This is a genomic window from Porcincola sp. LCP21S3_C12 (genome assembly GCF_052118625.1).
Taxonomy (GTDB): domain Bacteria; phylum Bacillota; class Clostridia; order Lachnospirales; family Lachnospiraceae; genus Porcincola.
On record NZ_JBQKGW010000006.1, the window covers coordinates 124,452 to 144,984 of the forward strand.

A 20,533-nucleotide genomic window follows, 5' to 3' on the forward strand; every position below is an offset into this window, starting at 1 on the left:
CCCACCTCACTCGAAGGAATGCGCGATCCGGCAGAATTCCCGGACCTTTCCTATGTTCTTCCGGACCAGTTCTCCGTTCTCTTTGTCAGAGGTCTTGGTCAGAGAATCGACCGCATACGGATGCACAGCCCTGATCGCATCCGCCACATTGTCCGGTCCGAGACCGCCTGCAAGGATCACCGGAACCTTCACCTTCTCCACGATCTCCCGGTCGATGTTCCAGTCATTCACCTCGCCGGCTGCTCCGACACCCGGAACCGTCTTTGACACCGTATCCAGAATCAGAACATCCGCAAATGTCGCCTTGTATTCTGCTTCCCTGATGCTCTCCGGTCCTGTGATACCGACTGCCTCCATCAGCTGGACACCTGGAATCTCACGGCGCAGCCGTTCCGCAAACTCCGGATTCCCGTCATAGTTTGCACACAGATGCAGGACATCCGGCATCAGTCTTTTTGTCTGCGCCAGTACCTCATCCGCCGTCTCCCCGACAGAGATCAGAATGCGGACAGCCTTACCCTTGATGGCGTCAAAGATTTCCTTCGCCCTCTCCTCCGTGATCGCGCAGGGAAACTTTCCGCCGTGCACGCCAACCAGAAGGCCGATCCGGTCCGCCCCGGCATCGATGCAGGCGAGTGCCTCCTCTTTTGTCTGAATGGAATAAATCTGTGTATACATACCAATAACCCCTTTCCTCTGCACGGCCTTTGGAATGGTTCCAATGGTTCCGGCGTCCTTTCTTCTAATCAAGTCTCCGGTTATTATACCATTCCTGCCTGTTGTCTGTTGTCCGGTTGACACCGCTCATTTATAATCATGATTACAGTGTCAAAAATCCGTCACCACGCATGTCTGCATACAAGTGGCGGCAGGACTCAGGTACTTTTTCACTTTGTCTCGCCAGGAGAAAATACGATGGATTCACAGCTGCACAAACAGTTCAATGTCATCTTTTTCGGGACGCTCCACGTCCTGGCACTGGCTGCCATGGCGATGGCCTGCGGAATTGTCTGCGGCGTTGTCGGCGGCTTCTTTGCAAGAGGCGTGACAGCCGTCACCGGCATCCGCTTCCGGCATCCGGCCGTCATGCTTCTGCTCCCGGTCGGAAGCGTCATCATCTTTCTGTTTTACCATATGCTGCGCTACGATAAGGCAAAGGGAACCAACATGGTCATTCTCTCGATCAGGTGCGGAGAAAAAATTCCATTTCGCATGGCCCCCGCGATCTTCGTCTCAAGTATCTTCTCGCACCTGTGCGGCGCATCGGTCGGCAGAGAAGGCGCTGCCCTGCAGCTTGGCGGAAGCATCGGTCATGCGATGGGACATCTTTTCCATCTTGAACATAAAGAACGCAGAACCATGGTTACCTGCGGAATGGCTGCCGCCTTCTCCGCTGTATTCGGGACACCGGCAACGGCCATATTTTTCTCCATGGAAATGGTCGATGTCGGCATGATGAACTATGGCTCCATCGTTCCGGTTACCTTCGCGTCTTTCACGGCAAGAGCGGTTGCCTCGCACTGGTGCGGCGTTCCCGCTGAGTCCTATCTGATCAGCGCACCTCCTGCATTCAGCGTACTGACCGTCTCAAAGATCGCCTTTCTGGCACTCTGCACCGGTTTTGTCAGCATCCTGTATTGTCTGGCAATCCAGAGGTTTTCCAGATACAGCCAGGCTCTGCTGAAGAACCGCTATCTGCGGGCACTGGTACTGGGGTCAATTCTGTTTCTCCTGACCTGGCTGACAGGCGGACATACATACAATGGCACCGGCATCCATATCATCGAGGCAGCGCTCTCAGGTCAGGCAGGAGATATTCACTGGTATACCTTCCTGATGAAGATTCTCTTCACCGCGCTTTCCCTGGCTGCAGGCTACAAGGGCGGTGAGATCGTCCCAGCTCTCTACATCGGTGCTTCCTTCGGAAGCTTTTTGGGCGGACTGATGGGCCTTCCCTCCTCCTTCTGCGCGGCAATCGGCATGGGTGCCCTGTTCTGCGGTGTCACAAACTCACCCGTTGCCTCCCTCTTCATCTGTCTGGAAATGTTCGGAATCGGCGGGCTTCCCTACTATATAATGGCGATCGCGCTTTCCTATGTCTCATCAGGCTATTATGGTCTGTACTCAGCTCAGCAGATTCTTCACTCGAAGTATGATTCGCAGCTGATCGACAGCAATGCACAATGATCTGTCAGCAGAGCGGACACACTTGCATTTTTACAAATCAGGATACCGCCGACGGCAGCAGGAAGTTGATTCGTCCCTGCATCCAGATATCCGCCTTCAGCCGCATGCCCGGAAGGGGAAACCCTTCCAGGTCCTGACCTGTGATGCATGTGTCAAACAGAAGACCGCCGCAGTTCAAAAGCATCTTCCAGACAACCTCTCCCGTGACACTGCTGTGTTCTTCTCTCACGCGGTCTATGTTCGCCAGAATATGATACTGATCGGACTCCATCCCATAAGGGATGAAATACGTATCCACAACCGACAGAATGTCCTCGCCATCCTTGATTCGGTCCTGAGCTCTTCCATACAGTTCCAGATTCTGTACTGTCAGCTCCTTCATGGCCTCATCGTCGCCCATCTTCGCCCGCTGGATTGTCTCAACCCGCTCCTCCTCCCAATCGGAAGGAGTCTCTATAAACCGGTGTCCCAGGTTTCTTGTCGGCAGAAGAATGCGTCCCCACTTTGCAAGCGCTGAAAATGTGGTTGTCACACGGCTTTCATGCTGCGGGTCATCCTTCAGACCTCTTAGATAGCACCCCGGATTCTGAAGCGTAAAGATCAGCGGCGCTCCGACATGTCCGTCATTGCAGACGCCTATAAAGGCATCCCCCATCAGTTTCTTCTGAATTCCAACACTACCGTCACTGCCCTCATCGGAACCCACAACATATGGATAGTAGGAAGTGCGGTGAAAGCCAAAGCTGTCCTGCATGCCCAGCACCTTCAGCCCGAATCCCTTCCCAAGCTCCTTGGAAAACTCGAGAAAGGTTGCCTTTGTATCCTCATCCCTGACCGATTCCATATGATCATATTTCTCATAGACCCTGTCGCAGAGCTTCTCGATATCCTTTTCCGTTATGCGATCATCTGTCAGACCGATCGATCTCAGGTAAGCATGCATAGGATTCCTTCACCACACTCCTCCGTACTTACGGATTTTCCGCCAGCCGGCTCCGTATATATCCGTATCTGTCAGGCACTCTTATGGAACGAGAACCTTCTTTCCGCCCATGTATGGCTGCAGCGCCTCCGGAATCGTAACACTTCCGTCTGCCTGCAGGTGATTCTCAAGGAACGCGATCAGCATTCTTGGCGGTGCCACACAGGTGTTATTCAGCGTGTTCGCCAGATGCTTTTTCCCGTCCGCTCCCTTGATCTTAATGTTCAGGCGGCGTGCCTGCGCATCTCCCAGATTCGAGCAGGATCCGACCTCAAAATACTTCTTCTGTCTTGGAGACCACGCCTCGACATCGAGGGACTTCACCTTCAGATCAGCCAGGTCACCGGAACAGCACTCCAGCGTGCGGACCGGGATCTCAAGGCTTCTGAAATAGTCCACCGTGTTCTGCCACAGCTTGTCATACCACTTGTTCGCATCCTCAGGTTCGCAGATGACGATCATTTCCTGCTTCTCAAACTGATGAATTCTGTAGACACCTCTCTCCTCGATGCCGTGTGCACCCTTCTCCTTGCGGAAGCAAGGGGAATAGCTGGTCAGTGTCAGCGGGAGTTTGTCCGCATCGATCGTCTCACCAATAAACCGGCCGATCATTGAGTGCTCTGAGGTTCCGATCAGATACAGATCTTCTCCCTCAATCTTGTACATCATCGCGTCCATCTCATCGAAGGACATCACACCGTCCACAACAGCTCTTCTGATCATATACGGCGGAATGACATAGGTGAATCCTCTGTCGATCATAAAATCTCTTGCGTAGGAAAGGCAGGCAGAATGAAGCCTTGCGATATCGCCGAGCAGATAGTAGAAGCCATTGCCGGCAACGCGGCCTGCCGCATCCATGTCAATTCCATGAAGCTTTTCCATGATCTCTGTATGATAGGGAATCGGATAATCCGGGACAACCGGATCCCCGAACCGCTGAAGTTCGACATTCTCCGAATCATCCTTGCCGATCGGGACGGACGGATCAATGATGTTCGGGATGACCATCATCCGCTTCTTCAGCTCCTCCTCGACTGTCTTCTCCTTCTCAGACAGTTCTGCAACTCTCGCCTGGTTTTTTGTTACCTCTTCCTTTGCAGCCATGGCCTCATCTTTTTTGCCCTCGTGCATCAGCTTTCCAATCTCCTTGGAAATGCGGTTGCGGTCGGCCTGAAGTGCCTGCAGCTCCTGTTTGATCTCACGGTTCTGTCTGTCAAGCTCAATCACTTCATCTACAAGCGGAAGCTTCTGATCTTCAAACTTCTTCCGAATGTTCTCTTTAACAATATCCGGATTTTCTCTGACAAATTTAATATCCAGCATCTTTCATTTCCTCCCGATGTCTCTTTCAAATGTCCCGGTCACACGTGTTGTCAGCCAGGACCGATCTGTATGCCGATATGCTGACTGTTCCTTCTGCTCTGCCCTAAGACTGTATCCCAATTCGGGTGATTCGTCCAGTCTCATCTCGGACTTAAGCATGGCTTATGTTGTTTGAATAAGTTGTGACAGCCTGCCTGAGTGCTTCCTTCTCCTCTTCGCCAAGAACGATATACGACTCGCCTTTGACGATTTCCTTGATGTAGGTGTAACACCCTTCCTTGCTGTGAATGGCGTTCAGAACAAAACCTGTGTTATCCTGATCCAGAAGGGCCAGTGCGAAGCTCATTCTTCCGCCGACATCCGGAAATGCATCATATTTCACGATTCCGGTCTTCATCGGCGTCCTTCTCATGATGTCTTTGATATGCTGAATCTCGGCCGCCTGATTTTTGCACTGTTCACCGATCCGCTCTACCTCGATGAATTCACTCTCCATCGCCTTTTCCAGAGAAGCGCCATCCTTTCCTCTCATAAAGAGCTTATACCGTTTCAGGAAGCGGCTCATCTTCATCGACACATGTGCCAGATAGAACAATACAAGCGCCATGATCAGAAGGACCACAATCATCAGAATTCCGGGATCAAAGCCCAGGCTGTTCAGAAAACTGCTCTGCATTCCTATTTTACCCCCATCCCTTCACTCAGCTTTCATCACTGTTCAATATGGCGTGATATACACGCTCCAGCTCATCACTTGAAAAATACTCTATCTCAATTCTGCCCTTCTCCGGGTTTTTCGATTGAATACTGACCTTCGTCCCAAGAGAAGTCCGCATCTTTTCCTCCATATCCTGGTAGATAATCTGAAGCTGCTGACTGATCACCGGCTTTTTCTCCGGGACCGTTTTTTTCTGAAGTTTCCGGACATAATTCTCTACCTCCCGGACACTCCATTTTTCATCGAACGCCTTCTGTGCAATCTGATATTGAAGGTCTCTGTCTTCAATGGCGAGCAGGGCCCGCACATGGCCTGTTGACAGCATCTCACTGATCAGCATATTTTGAACACGTTCATCCAGCTTCAAAAGGCGCAGGGAGTTTGTCACAGAGGCTCTGCTTCTGGAAACACGCTCAGCGACTTCATCCTGTGTCAGCTGATATTCATCAATCAGCCTCTTGTAAGCGGATGCCTCCTCGATCGGATTCAGATCCTGCCTCTGAATGTTCTCGATCAGAGAGAGCTCCATGATATCCCTGTCCGAGTAATCACGAACCAGAACTGGAACTGTTTTCAGTCCAGCAAGTCTTGCTGCCCGCCATCTTCTCTCACCGGCAATGATTTCATAATATCCATCTCTCATCTGGACAATGAGAGGCTGTATCACGCCATGCACCTTGATGGAATCTGAGAGTTCCTGAAGAGCATCCTCATCGAACTTTTTTCGTGGCTGATCTCTGTTTGGCTCTACCAGATTGATGTCAACCTCAAGCTGTCCACTTCTGTTTGACTCCGATTCCTCCACCGCAATGACATCTTTTCCGGCGTTCTCCGCAGTCTCAGCAGTTTCTGATTCTTCCGTATCCTTTGCCGCCCCGTCTTTTTCGTTTACCGGCTCTGCTCCGGATTTCTTCAGTCTCTTATTTTTTTCATTTTTTTCAGCAGCGTCTTTTTTCTTTCCGCCGGCATTCTTTTCCGGAATCAGAATATCCAGGCCTCTCTGGCCCAATCCACTTCTTCTAGCCATCAAGTCCTCCTGTAATGAATCACTTTCGATGCAAGTTTTTCATATGCCTTTGCTCCGGAAGACTTTGGATCATACTCTGTGATCGGCATTCCATAGCTTGGAGCCTCCGCCAGCCGGACATTTCTTGGAATAATACACTTATAGATCTTTTTATCTGTATTCTGCGTCACGTTTTCGACAACCTGTGTTGCAAGATTTGTTCTGCCATCATACATGGTAAAGACGATTCCCTCGATCTTCAGCCGATCATTCTCACGTTCCTGTATCAGCGAAACCGTCTGCATCAGCTGGGCCAGTCCCTCCAGCGCATAATATTCACACTGAAGCGGCACAATGACTGAATCAGCCGCGCACATCGCATTGATCGTCAGGATATTCAAAGAAGGAGGGCAATCCATGATTATGTAATCATATTTGTCCCGGATTTTTCCAAGTTCTTTCTTTAATATATGGTTCTTATCCGCAACATCCGATAATTGAATTTCGGCTGCCGCCAGATTCACATCAGAAGGAACAATTGAAAGCTTTGGCCTGACATTGCTGATGATCGCGTCCTCAATTGATGCGTCTCCAAGCATGACATCATATACCGTCTTCCTGACAGATGACGGATCAATATCAAATCCACCGGAAGCATTTCCCTGTGGATCCATATCAATCAGAAGGACTCTCTTCTTTTTTATCGCAATATATGCTGACAGATTGATAGCAGTTGTCGTTTTCCCGACTCCGCCTTTTTGATTTGCGATGACGATTATTCTCCCCATATTCCACCTCGCATTCGGGTTTTATTTTAGCACACATCAATTTTCATGGCTATAATGTTTCACGTGAAACATACCATCCATATTCAATGCTTTGTTCCACATGTTTCACGTTCGATATGTTTCACGTGAAACATCATATTTTTCCAATATGGTCTCAATTGCGGTAGCGGATCAACTGAAAACATACTATAATGATTACAGTTTCAATGAGTCCGTCACCACGCACGCATGCCTGCATGCGAGTGGTGGCAGGACTTCATGAGTGTCAATGGTACTTTTGACGCTCATATTTTATAATCGTTTTGAGTGAATTTTGCAGATATCAGGCTGACAGTCAGCCTTCCAGGCTATGAGGTGAATTTATGGTTAGTTTGAAGGAACATATCAAGACTCTATTGAAGCTTGACTTTCTGGCACTCTGCATCATGCATACAGCAAACCGATTCATTACTTCATTCTCCACATCAAAGAATATGCTGAAACCGGGTATCGGAAAGTACTTTAAGTGGAAGTACGGAGATATTTTCTACCAGAAAATCGGAGAAGGTACTCCGATCGTGCTACTTCATGATGTGAACCCTGCAGAGAGCGGATATGTATGGTTTGATGTGATTGAGTCTCTGAGCAGGAACCACACTCTTTATATTGTTGACCTCCCAGGATGCGGACGTTCTGCGAAACCCAATACCACGTATACCAACTATTTTTATGTATTGTTTCTAAGCAGTTTTATCAAAAAGGTGGTGAAAAGAAAAACAGATGTGATCGCAGACGGATATTCCTCATCGATTGCATTGATGGTTTCCGTTCTGGATGCTTCCCTGATTCACCATATCACAGCCATTAATCCTCAGAGTCTGGGGAATCTTGGAAGAACGGAATCCAGGCGGTCAAGAGTCGGAAAACTTCTTCTTTCACTTCCTGTTCTTGGGACGAGTCTGTACAATATTGAGATGTCCCGCAGGAATCTGGATTACCGCTTTACGGAGGACTATCTCTACAATCCCTTCCGCGGCAACAATCGGTTTATAGATGCGTTTTATGAAGGCGCTCATTACCATGAATGTGCAGGAAAGTATCTGCTGGCCTCTATCAAGGGAATCTATCTGACAGTCAATATTCAGAAGGCTCTGAAAAAAACACAGGCTGGATTTACGATTCTCTATGGAGAAGGTATTGAGCATTCTTCCGATATTGTCAGGGAATATACAACCCTTAACAGCAGCATCCAAGTATGCCCGATCACAAAGACGAAGTATCTTCCTATGATGGAATGTCCAAAGGCATTCCTCCATGCTGCTGAAAAGGCTGGTGTTGTCTGAGCATATGATCGATATCAGCAGATTGGTTCTTTCCCCGGCATTCCCGCTTTTCGCGGGAACTTTGCCGGGGTTTTCTGATTCTTTTGAATGATCACAAAGCTTCTTTCGAGTGCCGTTCCAGGGATGGTATCCTTTTCTACCCTGCTTTTTGTGCCGCCTAACAGACGAATGGCTTTCTGTGCAGCTTCCCATTCTTCTTCAATATCCGCTGATTTATAGGAGATAAAAAGTCCTCCCTCTTTCACAAGCGGCAGGCAATATTCACTGAGCGTTGATAAGTTTGCCACAGCCCTTGATACAACCAGATCGTACTGTTCACGGTAATTCCGGTCTCTTCCAAGATCCTCTGCCCTGCCGTGAACAGTATCAATCCCGGTTAACCCGCATGCACCAATCACATCATCCAGAAAAAGGATTCTTTTATTAAGAGAGTCTGCAAGTGTCACATGAAGCCATGGGAATGCGATTTTCAGGGGAATCCCGGGAAACCCTGCGCCTGTTCCCATATCCAGAATGCTCATCTCACGGCTTAGATCGACATGGCGCACCACCAGCAAACTATCCAGATAGTGTTTTTCCACGACCTCCAGTGGCTGCGTAATAGCCGTCAGATTCATGACCTTGTTCTTTTCGACCATGCAGCTGTAGTAGATTTCGAACTGTCTGATCTGCTCCTTTGTCAGAGCAATTCCAAGATCCATGCAGCGCATCTTCAGTATAGAAAGACATTCGTTGATTGTTCTTTCTGTCATTCTCCGCTATTCCTCTCTCCGCGCATTTTTTTCAGATAAATCAGAAGAACTGAAAGGTCTGCCGGGTTTACACCCATGATTCTGGACGCCTGTCCGATCGAGGATGGCCTGACCTTCATCAGTTTCTGCCTCGCCTCGATCCGCAGACTTGGCACCTGAGCGTAATCAATCTCATCAGGAATCAGTGTCTTTTCCGCTTTTTCAAATTGCGCAACCTGTTTCTCCTGTCTTCTGATATACCCTTCATACTTGATTTCGATATTGACCTCCTCCTGAACCTGAACCGGAAGATCCGGGCGATCCGGATCAATTTCCGACAGACAGAAGTAATCAAGCTCCGGCCTCCGAATCAGTTCCGCAAGGGATGCGGACGTCGAAAGCGGATCACTTCCGCATCGCTTCAGACAGTCCTGCACCTTCTCGCTGGCTCCGATTGTGACATGGCGGACACGATCCGTCTCCTCTTCAATCTGTCTTTTCTTCTTTAAAAAACGCTGATATCTCTCCTCGGAAATCAGTCCTGCCCGATAACCCTTTTCAGTCAGTCTTAAATCTGCATTATCCTGCCGCAGAAGAAGCCTGTATTCTGCTCTGGAGGTCATCATCCGATATGGCTCGGTGCTTTCCTTCGTGATAAGATCATCTACCAGAACACCGATATATCCCTCCGATCGCTCAATCAGAAGGGGGGCTTTCCCCATGATCTCCAGTGCAGCATTGATGCCGGCATAGAGCCCCTGCGCCGCAGCCTCCTCATACCCGGAGCTTCCATTCATCTGCCCGGCGGCGTAAAGTCCCGGAATCTCCCGAAATTCAAGTGTACGATTCAGCTGCTGGGCATCTATGCAGTCATATTCGATTGCATATGCATTTCTGACGATATTGGCATGTTCCAGTCCCGGTACAGATCGATACATTTCGATTTGTACATCCTCTGGCATGCTGGAGGACATGCCGTCGATGTACATTTCATTCGTATTTCGTCCCTGCGGCTCGACAAACACCTGATGGCTCTTTCTCTCCGCAAACCGGACCACCTTGTCCTCGATCGAAGGACAATAGCGAGGTCCCACTCCACTGATTTTTCCGGAATAGAGCGGGGACCTGTCCAGGTTCCGGCGGATGATATCATGTGTTTTCTCTGTCGTGTGCGTCAGCCAGACAATTGCCTGATCAATCTGTACATCCTTCGGATCCGTCTCAAACGAGAAAGGAACAACCGGTACATCCCCTGTCTGCGGCACCATCTTCGAATAGTCGATGGTCTTTCCATCCATTCTGCAGGGAGTTCCTGTCTTAAACCGCTTCATCCCAACGCCGTGCCGTCTGAGGGAGTCTGTCAGGTGCGTCGCAGACTGAAGTCCGTTCGGCCCGGTGTATGTCACCATATCTCCGCAGATGCATCGTGCGTTCAGATACGTTCCTGTACAGAGAATCGCAGCCCTGCAGTGCCAGATCGCACCGGAATCGGTCTTCACACCCGTCAGTCTTCCTGACGCATCTGTCAGAATCTCATCCACCTCCATCTGCCGGATTGTCAGATTTTCCTGATTCTGGAGTGTCTGCCTCATCCGCATGCTGTAGGCATCCTTGTCAGCCTGTGCCCTGAGTGAGTGGACGGCAGGACCCTTCGACTTGTTCAGCATCTTTGACTGCAGAAATGTATGATCGATGCACTTTCCCATCTCGCCGCCAAGGGCATCTATTTCCCTTACCAGGTGTCCCTTGGAGCTTCCTCCGATATGTGGATTGCAGGGCATCATGGCAATCGAATCCGCCGACACCGTAAAGATCACTGTGGAAAGTCCGAGTCTTGCGCAGGAAAGCGCAGCTTCACAGCCTGCATGTCCGGCACCGACGACAATCACATCTGTCCATTCTTCAACCCTTGCCATGTCTCCTCACTTTCCCATACAGAATCTGCTGAAAATCTCATTCACCAGGTCCTCACCGGCCTCCTGTCCTGTGATCTCACCGAGTGCTTCGTAGGCACTCATCAGGTCTATCGTATAGAAATCCTCCGGCATCTGGCTATCGATGCTTTCTGAAAGCTGCTTCAGACTCTCCAGTGCACGCTTCAGCAGCTCCTTGTGACGTGCATTCGTAATGACGATCTCGTCATTGAATGAAAGTTTTCCGTCAAAAAACATAGTCCGAAGCGCGGATACCAGTTCGTCAAGACCTGTCTTCTCTGTTGCAGAAAATGGAAGGACCGGAATGCCGTCCCCCAGCCCTGCCTCTGAGGCCATCCTGCGGATCTGCCGTTCATCGGTCATCGTATGCAGGTCCGTCTTATTCTGGAGGATGATGATCTTTTTCCCTTGAATCAGATTCAGAATTTCCCGATCCTCAGTATCGATGCATGTAGATGAATCAATCAGATAGAGAACCAGGTCAGCCCGCCCGATTGCACCCTTTGCGCGCTGCACCCCGATCTTTTCAACCAGATCATCTGTCTCCCGGATTCCGGCAGTGTCCGTCACAATGAGCGTCATACCGCCGACGGTGATCGTCTCTGTCAGAACATCTCTTGTCGTTCCGGCTACAGGGGTGACAATGGCACGATCTTCACCCAGAAGCAGGTTCATCAGCGAGGATTTGCCGGCATTGGGTTTTCCGACGATGGCTGTCCGGATGCCTTCCTGCATCAGTCTCCCGGAATCCGCTGTAGCAAGCAGTGCAGATAGTTCTTTCGTCCATCGCTGCACAGCACTGGAAAATTCCGGCAGATACGATTCAAATGACAGTGCTTCCGGATCGTCCAGGCAGGCCTCGATGTGGGCGGACTGATAGAGCATCTCCTTCCGGACTTTCTCGATCCGCCGGTACAGCGTACCCTGGACCTGGCTGACCGCATTCTGAAGCGCAAACCGGTTCTTCGACTCAATGACGTCCATAACGGCTTCCGCCTCCGTCAGGTCGATTCTTCCGTTCAGATATGCACGCTTCGTAAACTCTCCCGGCTGCGCGGCTCTCGCTCCGGCCTTCAGAACTGCATCCAGAACACGGGTCACAGCCAGAACGCCTCCATGGCAGCTGATCTCCACCACGTCCTCCGCCGTATAAGTTCTCGGTGCACGCATGACAGACACCAGCACCTCATCAATCACATCGGCGGGTTTGCTCTGCAGAGCATTTACGGCTGCATCAGGCTCTACAATATAACCATAGTGAATGGTATGAGTTTCCACTTTCGCAAGTCTTTTTTTTCCGCCCGGTGAACGGTAAACCCGGTCTGCTATCTCAACTGCATCTGGTCCGCTGATCCGGATCACCCCGATTCCAGACTCCGACACAGCTGTAGATATGGCTGCAATCGTGTCTGTGTTCTCTATCTTCCACATCTCCATCTCCACTTTCTTCTGATCGATTATTCATATTACACGACCGGCGGACAGAACACAAGAAGGCATCCGGCGTCTCCTGTCTGAACTGAAACCGACAAAAAAGCCACCGCACAGCTTGCTTTCAAACCATGCGGTGGACGTTCGATTCGGTTATTCTGTTGAATTCGCCTGAATGTCTTCGGGATCCCTTTACTCTTCCTTCATATCCTCACGGTCGCTGTACCTGGAGGAACGTCCGCCCCGGCTGTAGCCGCCTTTTGATCCGCGGCCATAGCCATGTCCGTTCCGGTATCCGCCTCTGTGTCCTCTGTCTCCATACTTCCGGTCCAGAAGATCGAGGTCCGCATCCTTTTTCAGCGTGACAACAACCTTTCTGTCCGGCTCCTCACCCTCACTGTGTGTGGTAACAAACGGATCTCCCTGCAGAGCTGAATGGATGATCCGTCTCTCATACGGGTTCATCGGCTCCAGGTAGACAGGCTGTCTGGTTTTCTTGACCTTCATGGCGATGTTCTTCGCCAGATTCTCAAGGGTCGCCTTTCTTCTTTCTCTGTAGTTCTCGGTATCCAGCTTGACCCGCACATAGTACGACTTTCCCTTGTTGACAACCAGAGAAGTCAGGTACTGCAGAGAATCCAGCGTCTGTCCTCTCTTCCCGATCAGAAGTCCCATCTCGTCTCCTTCCATCGAGACGTTCAGACACTCTCCGTCATAGGAAGAGCTCAGATTCACAGTCATCCCCATCGATGAGAACACATTCTTCAGAAATGTCCCTGCCCGCTCGATGGCTTCACTTGGATCGTCCAGCACCTTGATGTCGCTGTTTCTTCTCTCACGTCTGGACTCGAAACTGTCCTCATTCTCCGGCGTGGATTCTGCATCCGGAACCTCTGCTGAATCGTCATTCTCATCCGGTTCCTGACTGTCAGACTGCGGTTCCTCACCTGCTTTCTGATCTGCGTCATCACCACTGTCAGCCCGAGGTGTTTGTTCTGCCTGCCCTGCCGCCGGGTCATTCTTTTTTTTCTCAGAAGCCTCCGCTGAAGACGCTGGAGTTTCCGCTGCAGGGCTGTATGGCTTCTGTGGCTTCTCAGTCTCCCTGCGGACCGATGCCTCGATCACGGCATCCTTTGCCCCGATGCCGAGAAAACCTCTCGATTCGTGCTCAATCACCGTGTATTCGATATTGTCACTTGTTGTATTCAGCTCAATGGCAGCATTCAGGATGGCGTCATTGACTGTCTTTCCGCTGACTCTGATAGACTCGCTCATGATATTGCCTCACTTCTTCTGATGCTCTCTGTTATACTCTGACACCATGTTGGCCCGCTCTGCCAGCGATCCGTGCCGGACATTCTTCTTCTCGCTTCCGAGATCCTCCGACAGATTCTTTGCCTTGTTCTGCATCGTGCGGGCTTTGGACAGCTTCGGATTATCCGGAGCCTCAATCTGTCTGGTGTTGATCGTGGCATTCTTCATAATCGACTGTCCGGACACACCGCCCTTCTTCTCCATCTTTGCCTTCTGCTTTTCAAGGTTCTTCTGAAGAAGTTCATTCACGTCTTCCTTCTCGAGCCTGCGATTGATGAAAATCTGCTGGACGGTACGAATCACGGCAGACGCAATCCAGTAGATGCCCATACCAACCGGAAGCGTCAGCGTAAAGAACGCGGACATCAGCGGCATCACGGTATTCATCGTCTTCATCGTCGCCGCCGTCTGATCCGTTCCTCCGGATGCTCCCTGAGACATCTCCATGGAGAGCTTTGCCGAAATCCACTGTGAAGCAGCTGCCAGAATCGGAATCAGAACCGCACCGATCACCAGCCACACAGATGCATGTGTACGGATGATATTCATCGGCGTATCCGCGATATTCAGGCCGAGGAAAAAGTTCATGCGGTTGATCGTGTTTTTGCAGGTATCAATCGTACCGGAGAGATCCGGAAACTGCTTTGCAAGATCCGCCCAGGTCGACGGATGAAACTTGTAGAGCGTGTCGATGATTGTATTCTCGGTAAAATTCTTTGTGATGGTCGTTGCCGAGATCGAAGAGGCAATTCCTGTCAGATACTTTTCAGCGCCCGGCGCCTTCAGAAGAGCGGATGCAAGAGGCTCGAAGACCCTCTTGACAGCCGGCACATACGCCGGAACGTTCATGATGACATTGTACAGCGGGAACAGAACGAGCATCGAGATCGCCATCTGGACGCAGGAGCCGGCAGGATTGACGCCGTACTTTGCGTAAACCATCTTTGTCTCGTCGTTCATCTTCTGCATCGAGACCTGATCTGTCTTTCCCTTGTACTTCTTCTGGATGGCGTTCAGCTCCGGCTGCATCAGAGGCGTCATCCTGGAAAACTTCTGCTGTCGATACGTGAGCGGAAGCATTGCCATGAGAATCACGAAGGTGAACAGGATGATGGCCAGACCGATGTTGCTGATCCCGATCAGGGACATCAGCCAGAACAGACCAGCCATGATCCACCCCAGCCCAACGGCAACAGGGCCGATCAGAAATTTGTTGCTCTGAGTAAGTAAGCTCATGATTATCCTTTCTCCTTACGGAACCGGGTCGTATCCTCCGTGCGAAAATGGATTGCACCTCAGAATTCTCCAGCCTGCAAGTATGCCGCCCTTCAGCGCACCGTACTTTTCGATTGCCTGCAGGGCATAGTTGCTGCAGGTCGGAATATACGGACAGCGGGTGGTCTTGAGTGGAGACAGATACTTCTGATACCAGCGGATTGCCCTGATCATCATATGTTTCATCTGCTCTCCCCGATTGTATTCTTCTTTTCTGCTCCCTCTGTCTTCTGAAGCACCCCGAGCTTACGGGATACATGGAGCAGCGCGCGGTCAATATCAGAGAACGGAAGTTCTCTCGCGCCCGGCCTGACGATCACGACAAGATCGAGGCCCCTGTCGAATTTATCTTCATTCAAACGATAGCTTTCTCTCACAAGTCTGCACAGATGATGTCTCACGACGCTGTTTCCCACTTTTTTGCTCACCGATATGCCGACACGGTTTTTCGTATACCCCGCCGTCTTCCAGGAATAGGGCATCCGGGGTACTTTCTCCCCTTCCCCCTGCTCCAGCTGTCTCATCTTCTCAGCCCGCGGGTACATATAAAGAACGAGTGTCCGGTTCGCAGCAGACTTTCCATACTGGTACACCTTCTGGAAATCCCGATTGTCTTTCAGACTTTCTGATGTATTCGAGTATTTCATAAATATCTGCCAAATCGCCCGCCCCTCAGACGGGGCTGCACACTGCATAATATGAAGAAAGAGCTTCGAAGCATCTCCGAAACTCTTTCATCATAATTCCCTGCTAAGTTCAATATCCGCATCAGACGGTAAGAGCTTTTCTTCCCTTTGCTCTTCTTGCAGCCAGAACCTTTCTTCCGCCCTTTGTCGCCATTCTGGCGCGGAACCCGTGGACTCTGTGATACTGCTTCTTATGCGGCTGAAATGTCATCTTTGCCATGGTTCAAACACCCCCTTTGCTCCCGATTCCCGGCCGCTTCAACAGCTGCCGGTCTATTCTCTCATATTCTTTTCTGCTATAGGGAAACAGTCCGTACACAGTTAATCGAGAAAACATCGCTATAATTATATGCAGAAGCGTATGCCCCGTCAAGCAGAAAACTTATCCACCTTTTTATGTGGATATCTCCAGAAAGCGCGGTGGACAACTGTGTGTTCGCAGGTGCATTTTTCTATATTCCGGTCTGAAAGTCCCGTAAAACACGTATTTCTGTATCCACATCCCGGAAATGAAGTTATCCACACCTCCCTCTGCCCTGCTGTTGAAAAAAACACAGCTTTCAAGTAAACTTTAAATATTCGTGTCAAATTTTGACATTTTTCCGCATCGTATGAAAAGTGCAGGTTGTGACTTATGGAAGTTGTAGAAGAGAAATGGGCGGACATTCTGGAGAATGTCCATCAGGAATATGAAGTCTCTGACGTCGCGTTCAAGGCATGGCTGAAACCGCTGACCATCTTTCAGATTGAGGGAAACACGATCAGCATCCTTGTCCCGAACGGACAGATGGCAATCGAGTATATACAGAAGAAGTATACCATCCAGCTGAAGGTCGCGATTGCGGAGATGACAGGAGTGGAGTACGAGCTGGAATATATCACACCCGAGCAGGCGCGTGAGAACCGGCTGCGGACAGCCAATCAGGCAAAAAAGAAGGAAACTGAGGAGGAGATTCCGCCGAAGGCCAGGCTTGCGCTTGAGAAGGCAGGCCTCAACCCGCGCTACACCTTCGATACCTTTGTCGTAGGTGAAAACAACCGTTTTGCCTATGCAGCCGCTGTCGCAATCGCCGAGGCGCCGGGAAAGGTGTACAATCCCTTCTTTATATATGGAGGATCCGGCCTCGGAAAGACACACCTGATGCATTCGATCGCGCATCACATCATCACGACACAGCCGGACAAGATTGTGCGCTACGTCTCTTCCGAAGTCTTCACCAATGAGCTGATCTCCGCACTCAAGAATTCCAACAACGTGAGTATGCTCAATGCGTTCCGCCACAAGTACCGCAACATTGATGTTCTCCTGATCGATGATATCCAGTTCATCATCGGAAAGGACGCAACGCAAAACGAATTTTTCCATACGTTCAACGACCTGTTTGACCAGAGCAAGCAGATCATCATCTCCTCGGACAGGCCTCCGAAGGAATTTGACGCGCTTGATGACCGGCTGAAGAACCGTCTTGCCTGGGGACTTCAGGCAGATGTCAAAAAACCGGATTACGAGACCCGGATGGCCATTCTGCAGAAGAAAGCGGAGACAGAAGGGTATCAGGTGGACAATGAGGTTCTGCAGTACATTGCAACCAACATCAAGTCCAACATCCGTGAGCTGGAGGGAGCCCTGATCAAGCTGATTGCCTTCAGCCGGCTCGACCACGGGCGGCCGATCGATATCCAGCTGGCAAAGGACGCCCTGCGGGACCTCATATCCCCGGAGGAAGGGCAGCCGATCACGGCCGATACAATCATCGATATCGTCTCGGAGCATTTCGGGATCACGAGAGCCGATATTCTTTCAAAAAAGCGCAATGCAGAGATTGCGCAGCCTCGCCAGATTGTGATGTATCTCTGCAGGGAGATGCTGGATCTTCCGTACAAATCCATCGGAAAGGTGCTGGCAAGGGACCATTCGACCGTCATGCACGGCATCACGGCTGTTGAGGACGAGATGTCGCAGTACCCTGACATGCAGAGAACGATCGATGTCCTGAAGCGGAAGATCAACCCGGGTGGATAAAATCAGGATGATTCGGACGCATTGTGGATGACCTGGGACAGTTTTTCACACAGAATTGTCTCCGGAAATCCGCATAAATCAAGCATTTTCAGGAGTTTTCCACATATCCACAGCGCTATAATAAGGGTACTGATGATTTTTCTTATTACTGCTTCCTTCCTGCCGACGCAGATGCGTCCATGAATCAGACACAGGGCCATGCAGGACAGAGAGGATGCAGATACAGTCAGCAGATATCATCATAAGGGAGATGCCGATATGATAATCAGAGCACAAAAGACAGAGCTTCAAAGAGCGATTCGGACCGTTATGAGTGCGATCCCAGGCAAGACAACGATGGACATTCTGACCTGCATCCTGATTGATGCGACGGTCGATCAGATCAAGTTTACGGCAACCGATACGGAACTGGGCATTGAGACAGTCGTTTCCGGGGAGATCGATGAAAGAGGGCTGATCTGCATCGACGCGAAGCTGTTTTCAGACATTGTCTCCAAGCTTCCAAACAGCGAGGTGACGATCACGACGGACAGCAATCTTCAGATCCGGATTACATGCGAGAACACCGAGCTTCGGATTGCCGGAAAAGACGGGACCGAGTTTGCTTCGCTTCCGTCCATTGACCGGGAGAATCCGGTTGTCATGAGCCAGTTCGCACTACGGGAGATGATCGAGCAGACGATCTTTTCGATCGCGGTCAACGATGCAAACAAGCTGATGACCGGCGCTCTGCTTGAAACCAACGAGAATGAGATCCGTATGGTCTGCCTGGACGGACACCGCATCGCGATCAGGCGGATGAAGCTGGATGAGGTCGTTCCGACCTTCAAGGTCATTATCCCGGGAAAGACACTGTCCGATCTTCAGAAGATCATGAGCGGCGAGGAGGAGGACAAGGTCCATATTTACTTTACAAAGAACGAGGTCCTGTTCGATCTGGAAGGTACCATTGTCGTATCGAGATTGATCGAAGGAACTTATTTCCGGATTGACCAGATGCTGTCGAATGACTTTGATACAAAGATCACGGTCCGGAAGGCGGATCTGTCGGCATCCGTCGGCCGTGCAATGCTGTTTACGAGTGAATCAGAGAAGCGTCCGCTGGTTGTCTCCATCACAGACCGGGACATGAATCTGAAGATCAACTCTCCGGCAAGAGGATCGATGAGTGACGACATCCAGATCACAAAGGAAGGAAAGGATCTGATGATTGGCTTCAATCCGAAGTTTGTCGCAGATGCTCTGAATGTCATCCGGGACGATGAGATTACAATCTATTTTCTCAACTCAAAGTCACCCTGTTTTATCCGGGATGAACAGCAGTCGTATGTTTACCTGATCCTTCCGGTCAACTTTGTGGCTTAAGGCAGGCGGCCGGATCTGTCAGAATCTGCCAGGCGGCGAAATAGAATCGGCGCTCTGAAAGCGGCGCAGGAGGTGCCATATGAGAGAATTTCAACTGCACGGTGAGGAGGATTTCATCAAGCTTGGCCAGCTTCTGAAGGCGGCAGGCCTGGTGGATTCCGGCGTGGAGGCAAAATATGCCATCGAGGAGGGAAAGGCTTCCGTGAACGGGGAAGTCTGCACGATGAGAGGAAAGAAGATCCACGCAGGCGATGTGGTTGCCTTCGGCGGCGAGGAGATCAGGGTCCGCTGATGAAAATTGATTCTCTGAAGCTTCAGAATTTCAGAAATTATGAGGAGCTTTCTCTGGAATTTTCTCCAGGGACGAATTTATTTTACGGGGAGAATGCGCAGGGGAAGACCAACATTCTGGAGGCGGTCTATGTCTGCGGAACGACGAAGTCCCACCGGACCTCCAAAGACCGGGAGATGATCCGGTTCGGGGAGAATGAATCCCATCTTCAGATGATGATGCGGAAGGGGGATGTCTCCTGGCGTATCGATATGCTCCTCAGAGCTGGCAGGGCGAAGGGAATCGCTGTCAACATGGTGCCTGTCAGACGGGCAGCTGAACTCATCGGGCTCGGACATTTCATCCTCTTCTCTCCGGAGGATCTGTCGATCATAAAGGATGGGCCTGCCGGACGCCGTCGTTTTCTGGATATGGAGCTCTGTCAGCTTGACAAGGTATATGTCTCTGCGCTCACGTCCTACAACAAGGTGCTGGAACAGCGCGGAAAACTTCTGAAGACGCTTTCCACGGACAGGCGGGACATGGAGACACTGGATGTGTGGGATGAGCAGCTGGTCCGGTACGGCAGCATCATCATCCGGATCAGGGAATCTTTTGTACAGGTTCTCAATGAGATCATCCGGCCGATTCACGAGAAGCTCAGCGGAGGAAGAGAGCATCTGATCGTCCGCTATGAGAAGAATGTGGAGGCGGATGCATATGCGTCGGCGCTTAAGGACGGCAGACAGCGGGATCTTTATCTCTGCAGCACGATGACAGGACCGCACAAGGATGACCTTGTATTTCTGTCCGATGAAGTGGATCTGAGACATTACGGTTCCCAGGGGCAGCAGAGGAGTGCGGCGCTCTCCCTGAAGCTGGCGGAAATTGAGCTGGTAAAGAAAAAGGCAGGGGATCCTCCTGTTCTTCTTCTGGATGATGTTCTGTCGGAGCTCGACGCAGGCAGGCAGCAGGCGCTTCTGGAGTCGATCGGCGATATCCAGACCTTCATCACATGCACCGGAATTGAGGAGTATGTTCGTTCCGGTTTTCATATCGACAAACGATTCCACGTACAGGGCGGGCATGTGCAGCCGGAACCGTCAAATATCCCCGATCCTGTGTTATAATAGCTCATAAAAGGCTTTTCAGATGCCGCTGCACAAGTCTGGCA

Annotated in this window: 20 protein-coding genes; 6 read left to right on the forward strand and 14 right to left on the reverse strand. The window is 50.6% G+C overall.

Features of this window, described 5'->3' with window-relative positions; all coding sequences use genetic code 11:
- Positions 1-6: 6 nt before the first annotated feature.
- Positions 7-750: a phosphoribosylanthranilate isomerase gene (locus ACTQ1N_RS05060; protein ID WP_441955249.1), complete on the reverse strand. Its 744-nt coding sequence runs from the start codon at positions 748-750 to the stop codon at positions 7-9.
- Between the two features lie 165 nt (positions 751-915).
- Between ACTQ1N_RS05060 and ACTQ1N_RS05065 the strand changes: the two genes are divergently transcribed.
- The gene (locus tag ACTQ1N_RS05065) at positions 916-2,187 is read left to right on the forward strand and encodes a chloride channel protein (protein ID WP_441955251.1); all 1,272 of its coding nucleotides are present in this window, start codon (positions 916-918) and stop codon (positions 2,185-2,187) included.
- Positions 2,188-2,224: 37 nt separating this feature from the next.
- Here ACTQ1N_RS05065 and ACTQ1N_RS05070 read toward each other — a convergent pair whose 3' ends face one another.
- The 5 genes from ACTQ1N_RS05070 to ACTQ1N_RS05090 form a co-directional block, all read right to left on the reverse strand.
- The gene (locus ACTQ1N_RS05070) at positions 2,225-3,130 is read right to left on the reverse strand and encodes a DUF3881 family protein (RefSeq protein ID WP_441955253.1); all 906 of its coding nucleotides are present in this window, start codon (positions 3,128-3,130) and stop codon (positions 2,225-2,227) included.
- 81 nt (positions 3,131-3,211) lie between these two features.
- Positions 3,212-4,495, reverse strand: coding sequence for a serine--tRNA ligase (serS, locus tag ACTQ1N_RS05075; protein WP_441955255.1), 1,284 nt, complete (start codon positions 4,493-4,495; stop codon positions 3,212-3,214).
- Between the two features lie 151 nt (positions 4,496-4,646).
- Complete coding sequence (locus ACTQ1N_RS05080; RefSeq protein WP_441955257.1) at positions 4,647-5,171, reverse strand: DUF4446 family protein; 525 nt, start codon at positions 5,169-5,171, stop codon at positions 4,647-4,649.
- A gap of 25 nt (positions 5,172-5,196) precedes the next feature.
- Positions 5,197-6,243: a ParB/RepB/Spo0J family partition protein gene (locus ACTQ1N_RS05085; protein WP_441955259.1), complete on the reverse strand. Its 1,047-nt coding sequence runs from the start codon at positions 6,241-6,243 to the stop codon at positions 5,197-5,199.
- Positions 6,240-7,007, reverse strand: coding sequence for a ParA family protein (locus ACTQ1N_RS05090; RefSeq protein WP_441955261.1), 768 nt, complete (start codon positions 7,005-7,007; stop codon positions 6,240-6,242). The genes ACTQ1N_RS05085 and ACTQ1N_RS05090 overlap by 4 nt, the downstream gene beginning before the upstream one ends.
- A gap of 362 nt (positions 7,008-7,369) precedes the next feature.
- Here ACTQ1N_RS05090 and ACTQ1N_RS05095 point away from each other — a divergent pair, with 362 nt between their 5' ends.
- Complete coding sequence (locus ACTQ1N_RS05095) at positions 7,370-8,329, forward strand: alpha/beta fold hydrolase (protein ID WP_441955263.1); 960 nt, start codon at positions 7,370-7,372, stop codon at positions 8,327-8,329.
- A gap of 14 nt (positions 8,330-8,343) precedes the next feature.
- Here ACTQ1N_RS05095 and rsmG read toward each other — a convergent pair whose 3' ends face one another.
- The 8 genes from rsmG to rpmH form a co-directional block, all read right to left on the reverse strand.
- A complete protein-coding gene (rsmG, locus tag ACTQ1N_RS05100) occupies positions 8,344-9,081 on the reverse strand; it encodes a 16S rRNA (guanine(527)-N(7))-methyltransferase RsmG (protein ID WP_441955265.1) in 738 nt (245 codons plus the stop codon).
- Positions 9,078-10,976, reverse strand: coding sequence for a tRNA uridine-5-carboxymethylaminomethyl(34) synthesis enzyme MnmG (gene mnmG / locus ACTQ1N_RS05105; RefSeq protein WP_441955267.1), 1,899 nt, complete (start codon positions 10,974-10,976; stop codon positions 9,078-9,080). Before mnmG ends, rsmG begins: the two co-directional genes overlap by 4 nt.
- Positions 10,977-10,982: 6 nt before the next feature.
- Positions 10,983-12,425 carry a tRNA uridine-5-carboxymethylaminomethyl(34) synthesis GTPase MnmE gene (gene mnmE, locus ACTQ1N_RS05110; RefSeq protein WP_441955269.1) on the reverse strand — a complete coding sequence of 481 codons (1,443 nt, stop codon included), beginning with the start codon at positions 12,423-12,425 and terminating at the stop codon, positions 10,983-10,985.
- A 192-nt stretch (positions 12,426-12,617) separates the two neighbouring features.
- The gene (jag, locus tag ACTQ1N_RS05115; RefSeq protein ID WP_441955271.1) at positions 12,618-13,700 is read right to left on the reverse strand and encodes an RNA-binding cell elongation regulator Jag/EloR; all 1,083 of its coding nucleotides are present in this window, start codon (positions 13,698-13,700) and stop codon (positions 12,618-12,620) included.
- 9 nt (positions 13,701-13,709) lie between these two features.
- The gene (locus ACTQ1N_RS05120; protein ID WP_441955273.1) at positions 13,710-14,975 is read right to left on the reverse strand and encodes a YidC/Oxa1 family membrane protein insertase; all 1,266 of its coding nucleotides are present in this window, start codon (positions 14,973-14,975) and stop codon (positions 13,710-13,712) included.
- 15 nt (positions 14,976-14,990) lie between these two features.
- A complete protein-coding gene (gene yidD / locus ACTQ1N_RS05125; protein ID WP_154527102.1) occupies positions 14,991-15,200 on the reverse strand; it encodes a membrane protein insertion efficiency factor YidD in 210 nt (69 codons plus the stop codon).
- Complete coding sequence (gene rnpA, locus ACTQ1N_RS05130; RefSeq protein WP_441955276.1) at positions 15,197-15,661, reverse strand: ribonuclease P protein component; 465 nt, start codon at positions 15,659-15,661, stop codon at positions 15,197-15,199. The genes yidD and rnpA overlap by 4 nt, the downstream gene beginning before the upstream one ends.
- Positions 15,662-15,782: 121 nt before the next feature.
- A complete protein-coding gene (gene rpmH, locus ACTQ1N_RS05135) occupies positions 15,783-15,920 on the reverse strand; it encodes a 50S ribosomal protein L34 (protein ID WP_154527098.1) in 138 nt (45 codons plus the stop codon).
- Positions 15,921-16,334: 414 nt separating this feature from the next.
- Here rpmH and dnaA point away from each other — a divergent pair, with 414 nt between their 5' ends.
- The 4 genes from dnaA to recF all read left to right on the forward strand — a co-directional run bounded on the left by dnaA (position 16,335) and on the right by recF (position 20,489).
- Entirely contained in the window at positions 16,335-17,723 is a 1,389-nt protein-coding gene (gene dnaA / locus ACTQ1N_RS05140; RefSeq protein ID WP_441955278.1) for a chromosomal replication initiator protein DnaA, read from the forward strand.
- A 258-nt stretch (positions 17,724-17,981) separates the two neighbouring features.
- Entirely contained in the window at positions 17,982-19,088 is a 1,107-nt protein-coding gene (gene dnaN, locus ACTQ1N_RS05145) for a DNA polymerase III subunit beta (RefSeq protein WP_441955280.1), read from the forward strand.
- Positions 19,089-19,167: 79 nt separating this feature from the next.
- A complete protein-coding gene (locus ACTQ1N_RS05150) occupies positions 19,168-19,380 on the forward strand; it encodes an RNA-binding S4 domain-containing protein (RefSeq protein ID WP_154527092.1) in 213 nt (70 codons plus the stop codon).
- Positions 19,380-20,489 (forward strand): DNA replication/repair protein RecF, encoded by a 1,110-nt coding sequence (gene recF / locus ACTQ1N_RS05155; protein ID WP_441955283.1) that lies wholly within the window; start codon positions 19,380-19,382, stop codon positions 20,487-20,489. Before ACTQ1N_RS05150 ends, recF begins: the two co-directional genes overlap by 1 nt.
- Positions 20,490-20,533 lie beyond the last annotated feature (44 nt).

Excerpts from the sequence above, each read along its gene's own strand:
- ACTQ1N_RS05065 (WP_441955251.1), top strand. The coding sequence starts at position 916 with ATGGATTCACAGCTGCACAAACAGTTCAATGTCATCTTTTTCGGGACG.
- ACTQ1N_RS05070 (WP_441955253.1), bottom strand. The coding sequence starts at position 3,130 with ATGCATGCTTACCTGAGATCGATCGGTCTGACAGATGATCGCATAACG.
- serS (WP_441955255.1), bottom strand. The coding sequence starts at position 4,495 with ATGCTGGATATTAAATTTGTCAGAGAAAATCCGGATATTGTTAAAGAG.
- ACTQ1N_RS05080 (WP_441955257.1), bottom strand. The coding sequence starts at position 5,171 with ATGCAGAGCAGTTTTCTGAACAGCCTGGGCTTTGATCCCGGAATTCTG.
- ACTQ1N_RS05090 (WP_441955261.1), bottom strand. The coding sequence starts at position 7,007 with ATGGGGAGAATAATCGTCATCGCAAATCAAAAAGGCGGAGTCGGGAAA.
- ACTQ1N_RS05095 (WP_441955263.1), top strand. The coding sequence starts at position 7,370 with ATGGTTAGTTTGAAGGAACATATCAAGACTCTATTGAAGCTTGACTTT.
- rsmG (WP_441955265.1), bottom strand. The coding sequence starts at position 9,081 with ATGACAGAAAGAACAATCAACGAATGTCTTTCTATACTGAAGATGCGC.
- mnmG (WP_441955267.1), bottom strand. The coding sequence starts at position 10,976 with ATGGCAAGGGTTGAAGAATGGACAGATGTGATTGTCGTCGGTGCCGGA.
- mnmE (WP_441955269.1), bottom strand. The coding sequence starts at position 12,425 with ATGTGGAAGATAGAGAACACAGACACGATTGCAGCCATATCTACAGCT.
- jag (WP_441955271.1), bottom strand. The coding sequence starts at position 13,700 with ATGAGCGAGTCTATCAGAGTCAGCGGAAAGACAGTCAATGACGCCATC.
- ACTQ1N_RS05120 (WP_441955273.1), bottom strand. The coding sequence starts at position 14,975 with ATGAGCTTACTTACTCAGAGCAACAAATTTCTGATCGGCCCTGTTGCC.
- yidD (WP_154527102.1), bottom strand. The coding sequence starts at position 15,200 with ATGAAACATATGATGATCAGGGCAATCCGCTGGTATCAGAAGTATCTG.
- rnpA (WP_441955276.1), bottom strand. The coding sequence starts at position 15,661 with ATGAAATACTCGAATACATCAGAAAGTCTGAAAGACAATCGGGATTTC.
- rpmH (WP_154527098.1), bottom strand. The coding sequence starts at position 15,920 with ATGGCAAAGATGACATTTCAGCCGCATAAGAAGCAGTATCACAGAGTC.
- dnaA (WP_441955278.1), top strand. The coding sequence starts at position 16,335 with ATGGAAGTTGTAGAAGAGAAATGGGCGGACATTCTGGAGAATGTCCAT.
- dnaN (WP_441955280.1), top strand. The coding sequence starts at position 17,982 with ATGATAATCAGAGCACAAAAGACAGAGCTTCAAAGAGCGATTCGGACC.
- ACTQ1N_RS05150 (WP_154527092.1), top strand. The coding sequence starts at position 19,168 with ATGAGAGAATTTCAACTGCACGGTGAGGAGGATTTCATCAAGCTTGGC.
- recF (WP_441955283.1), top strand. The coding sequence starts at position 19,380 with ATGAAAATTGATTCTCTGAAGCTTCAGAATTTCAGAAATTATGAGGAG.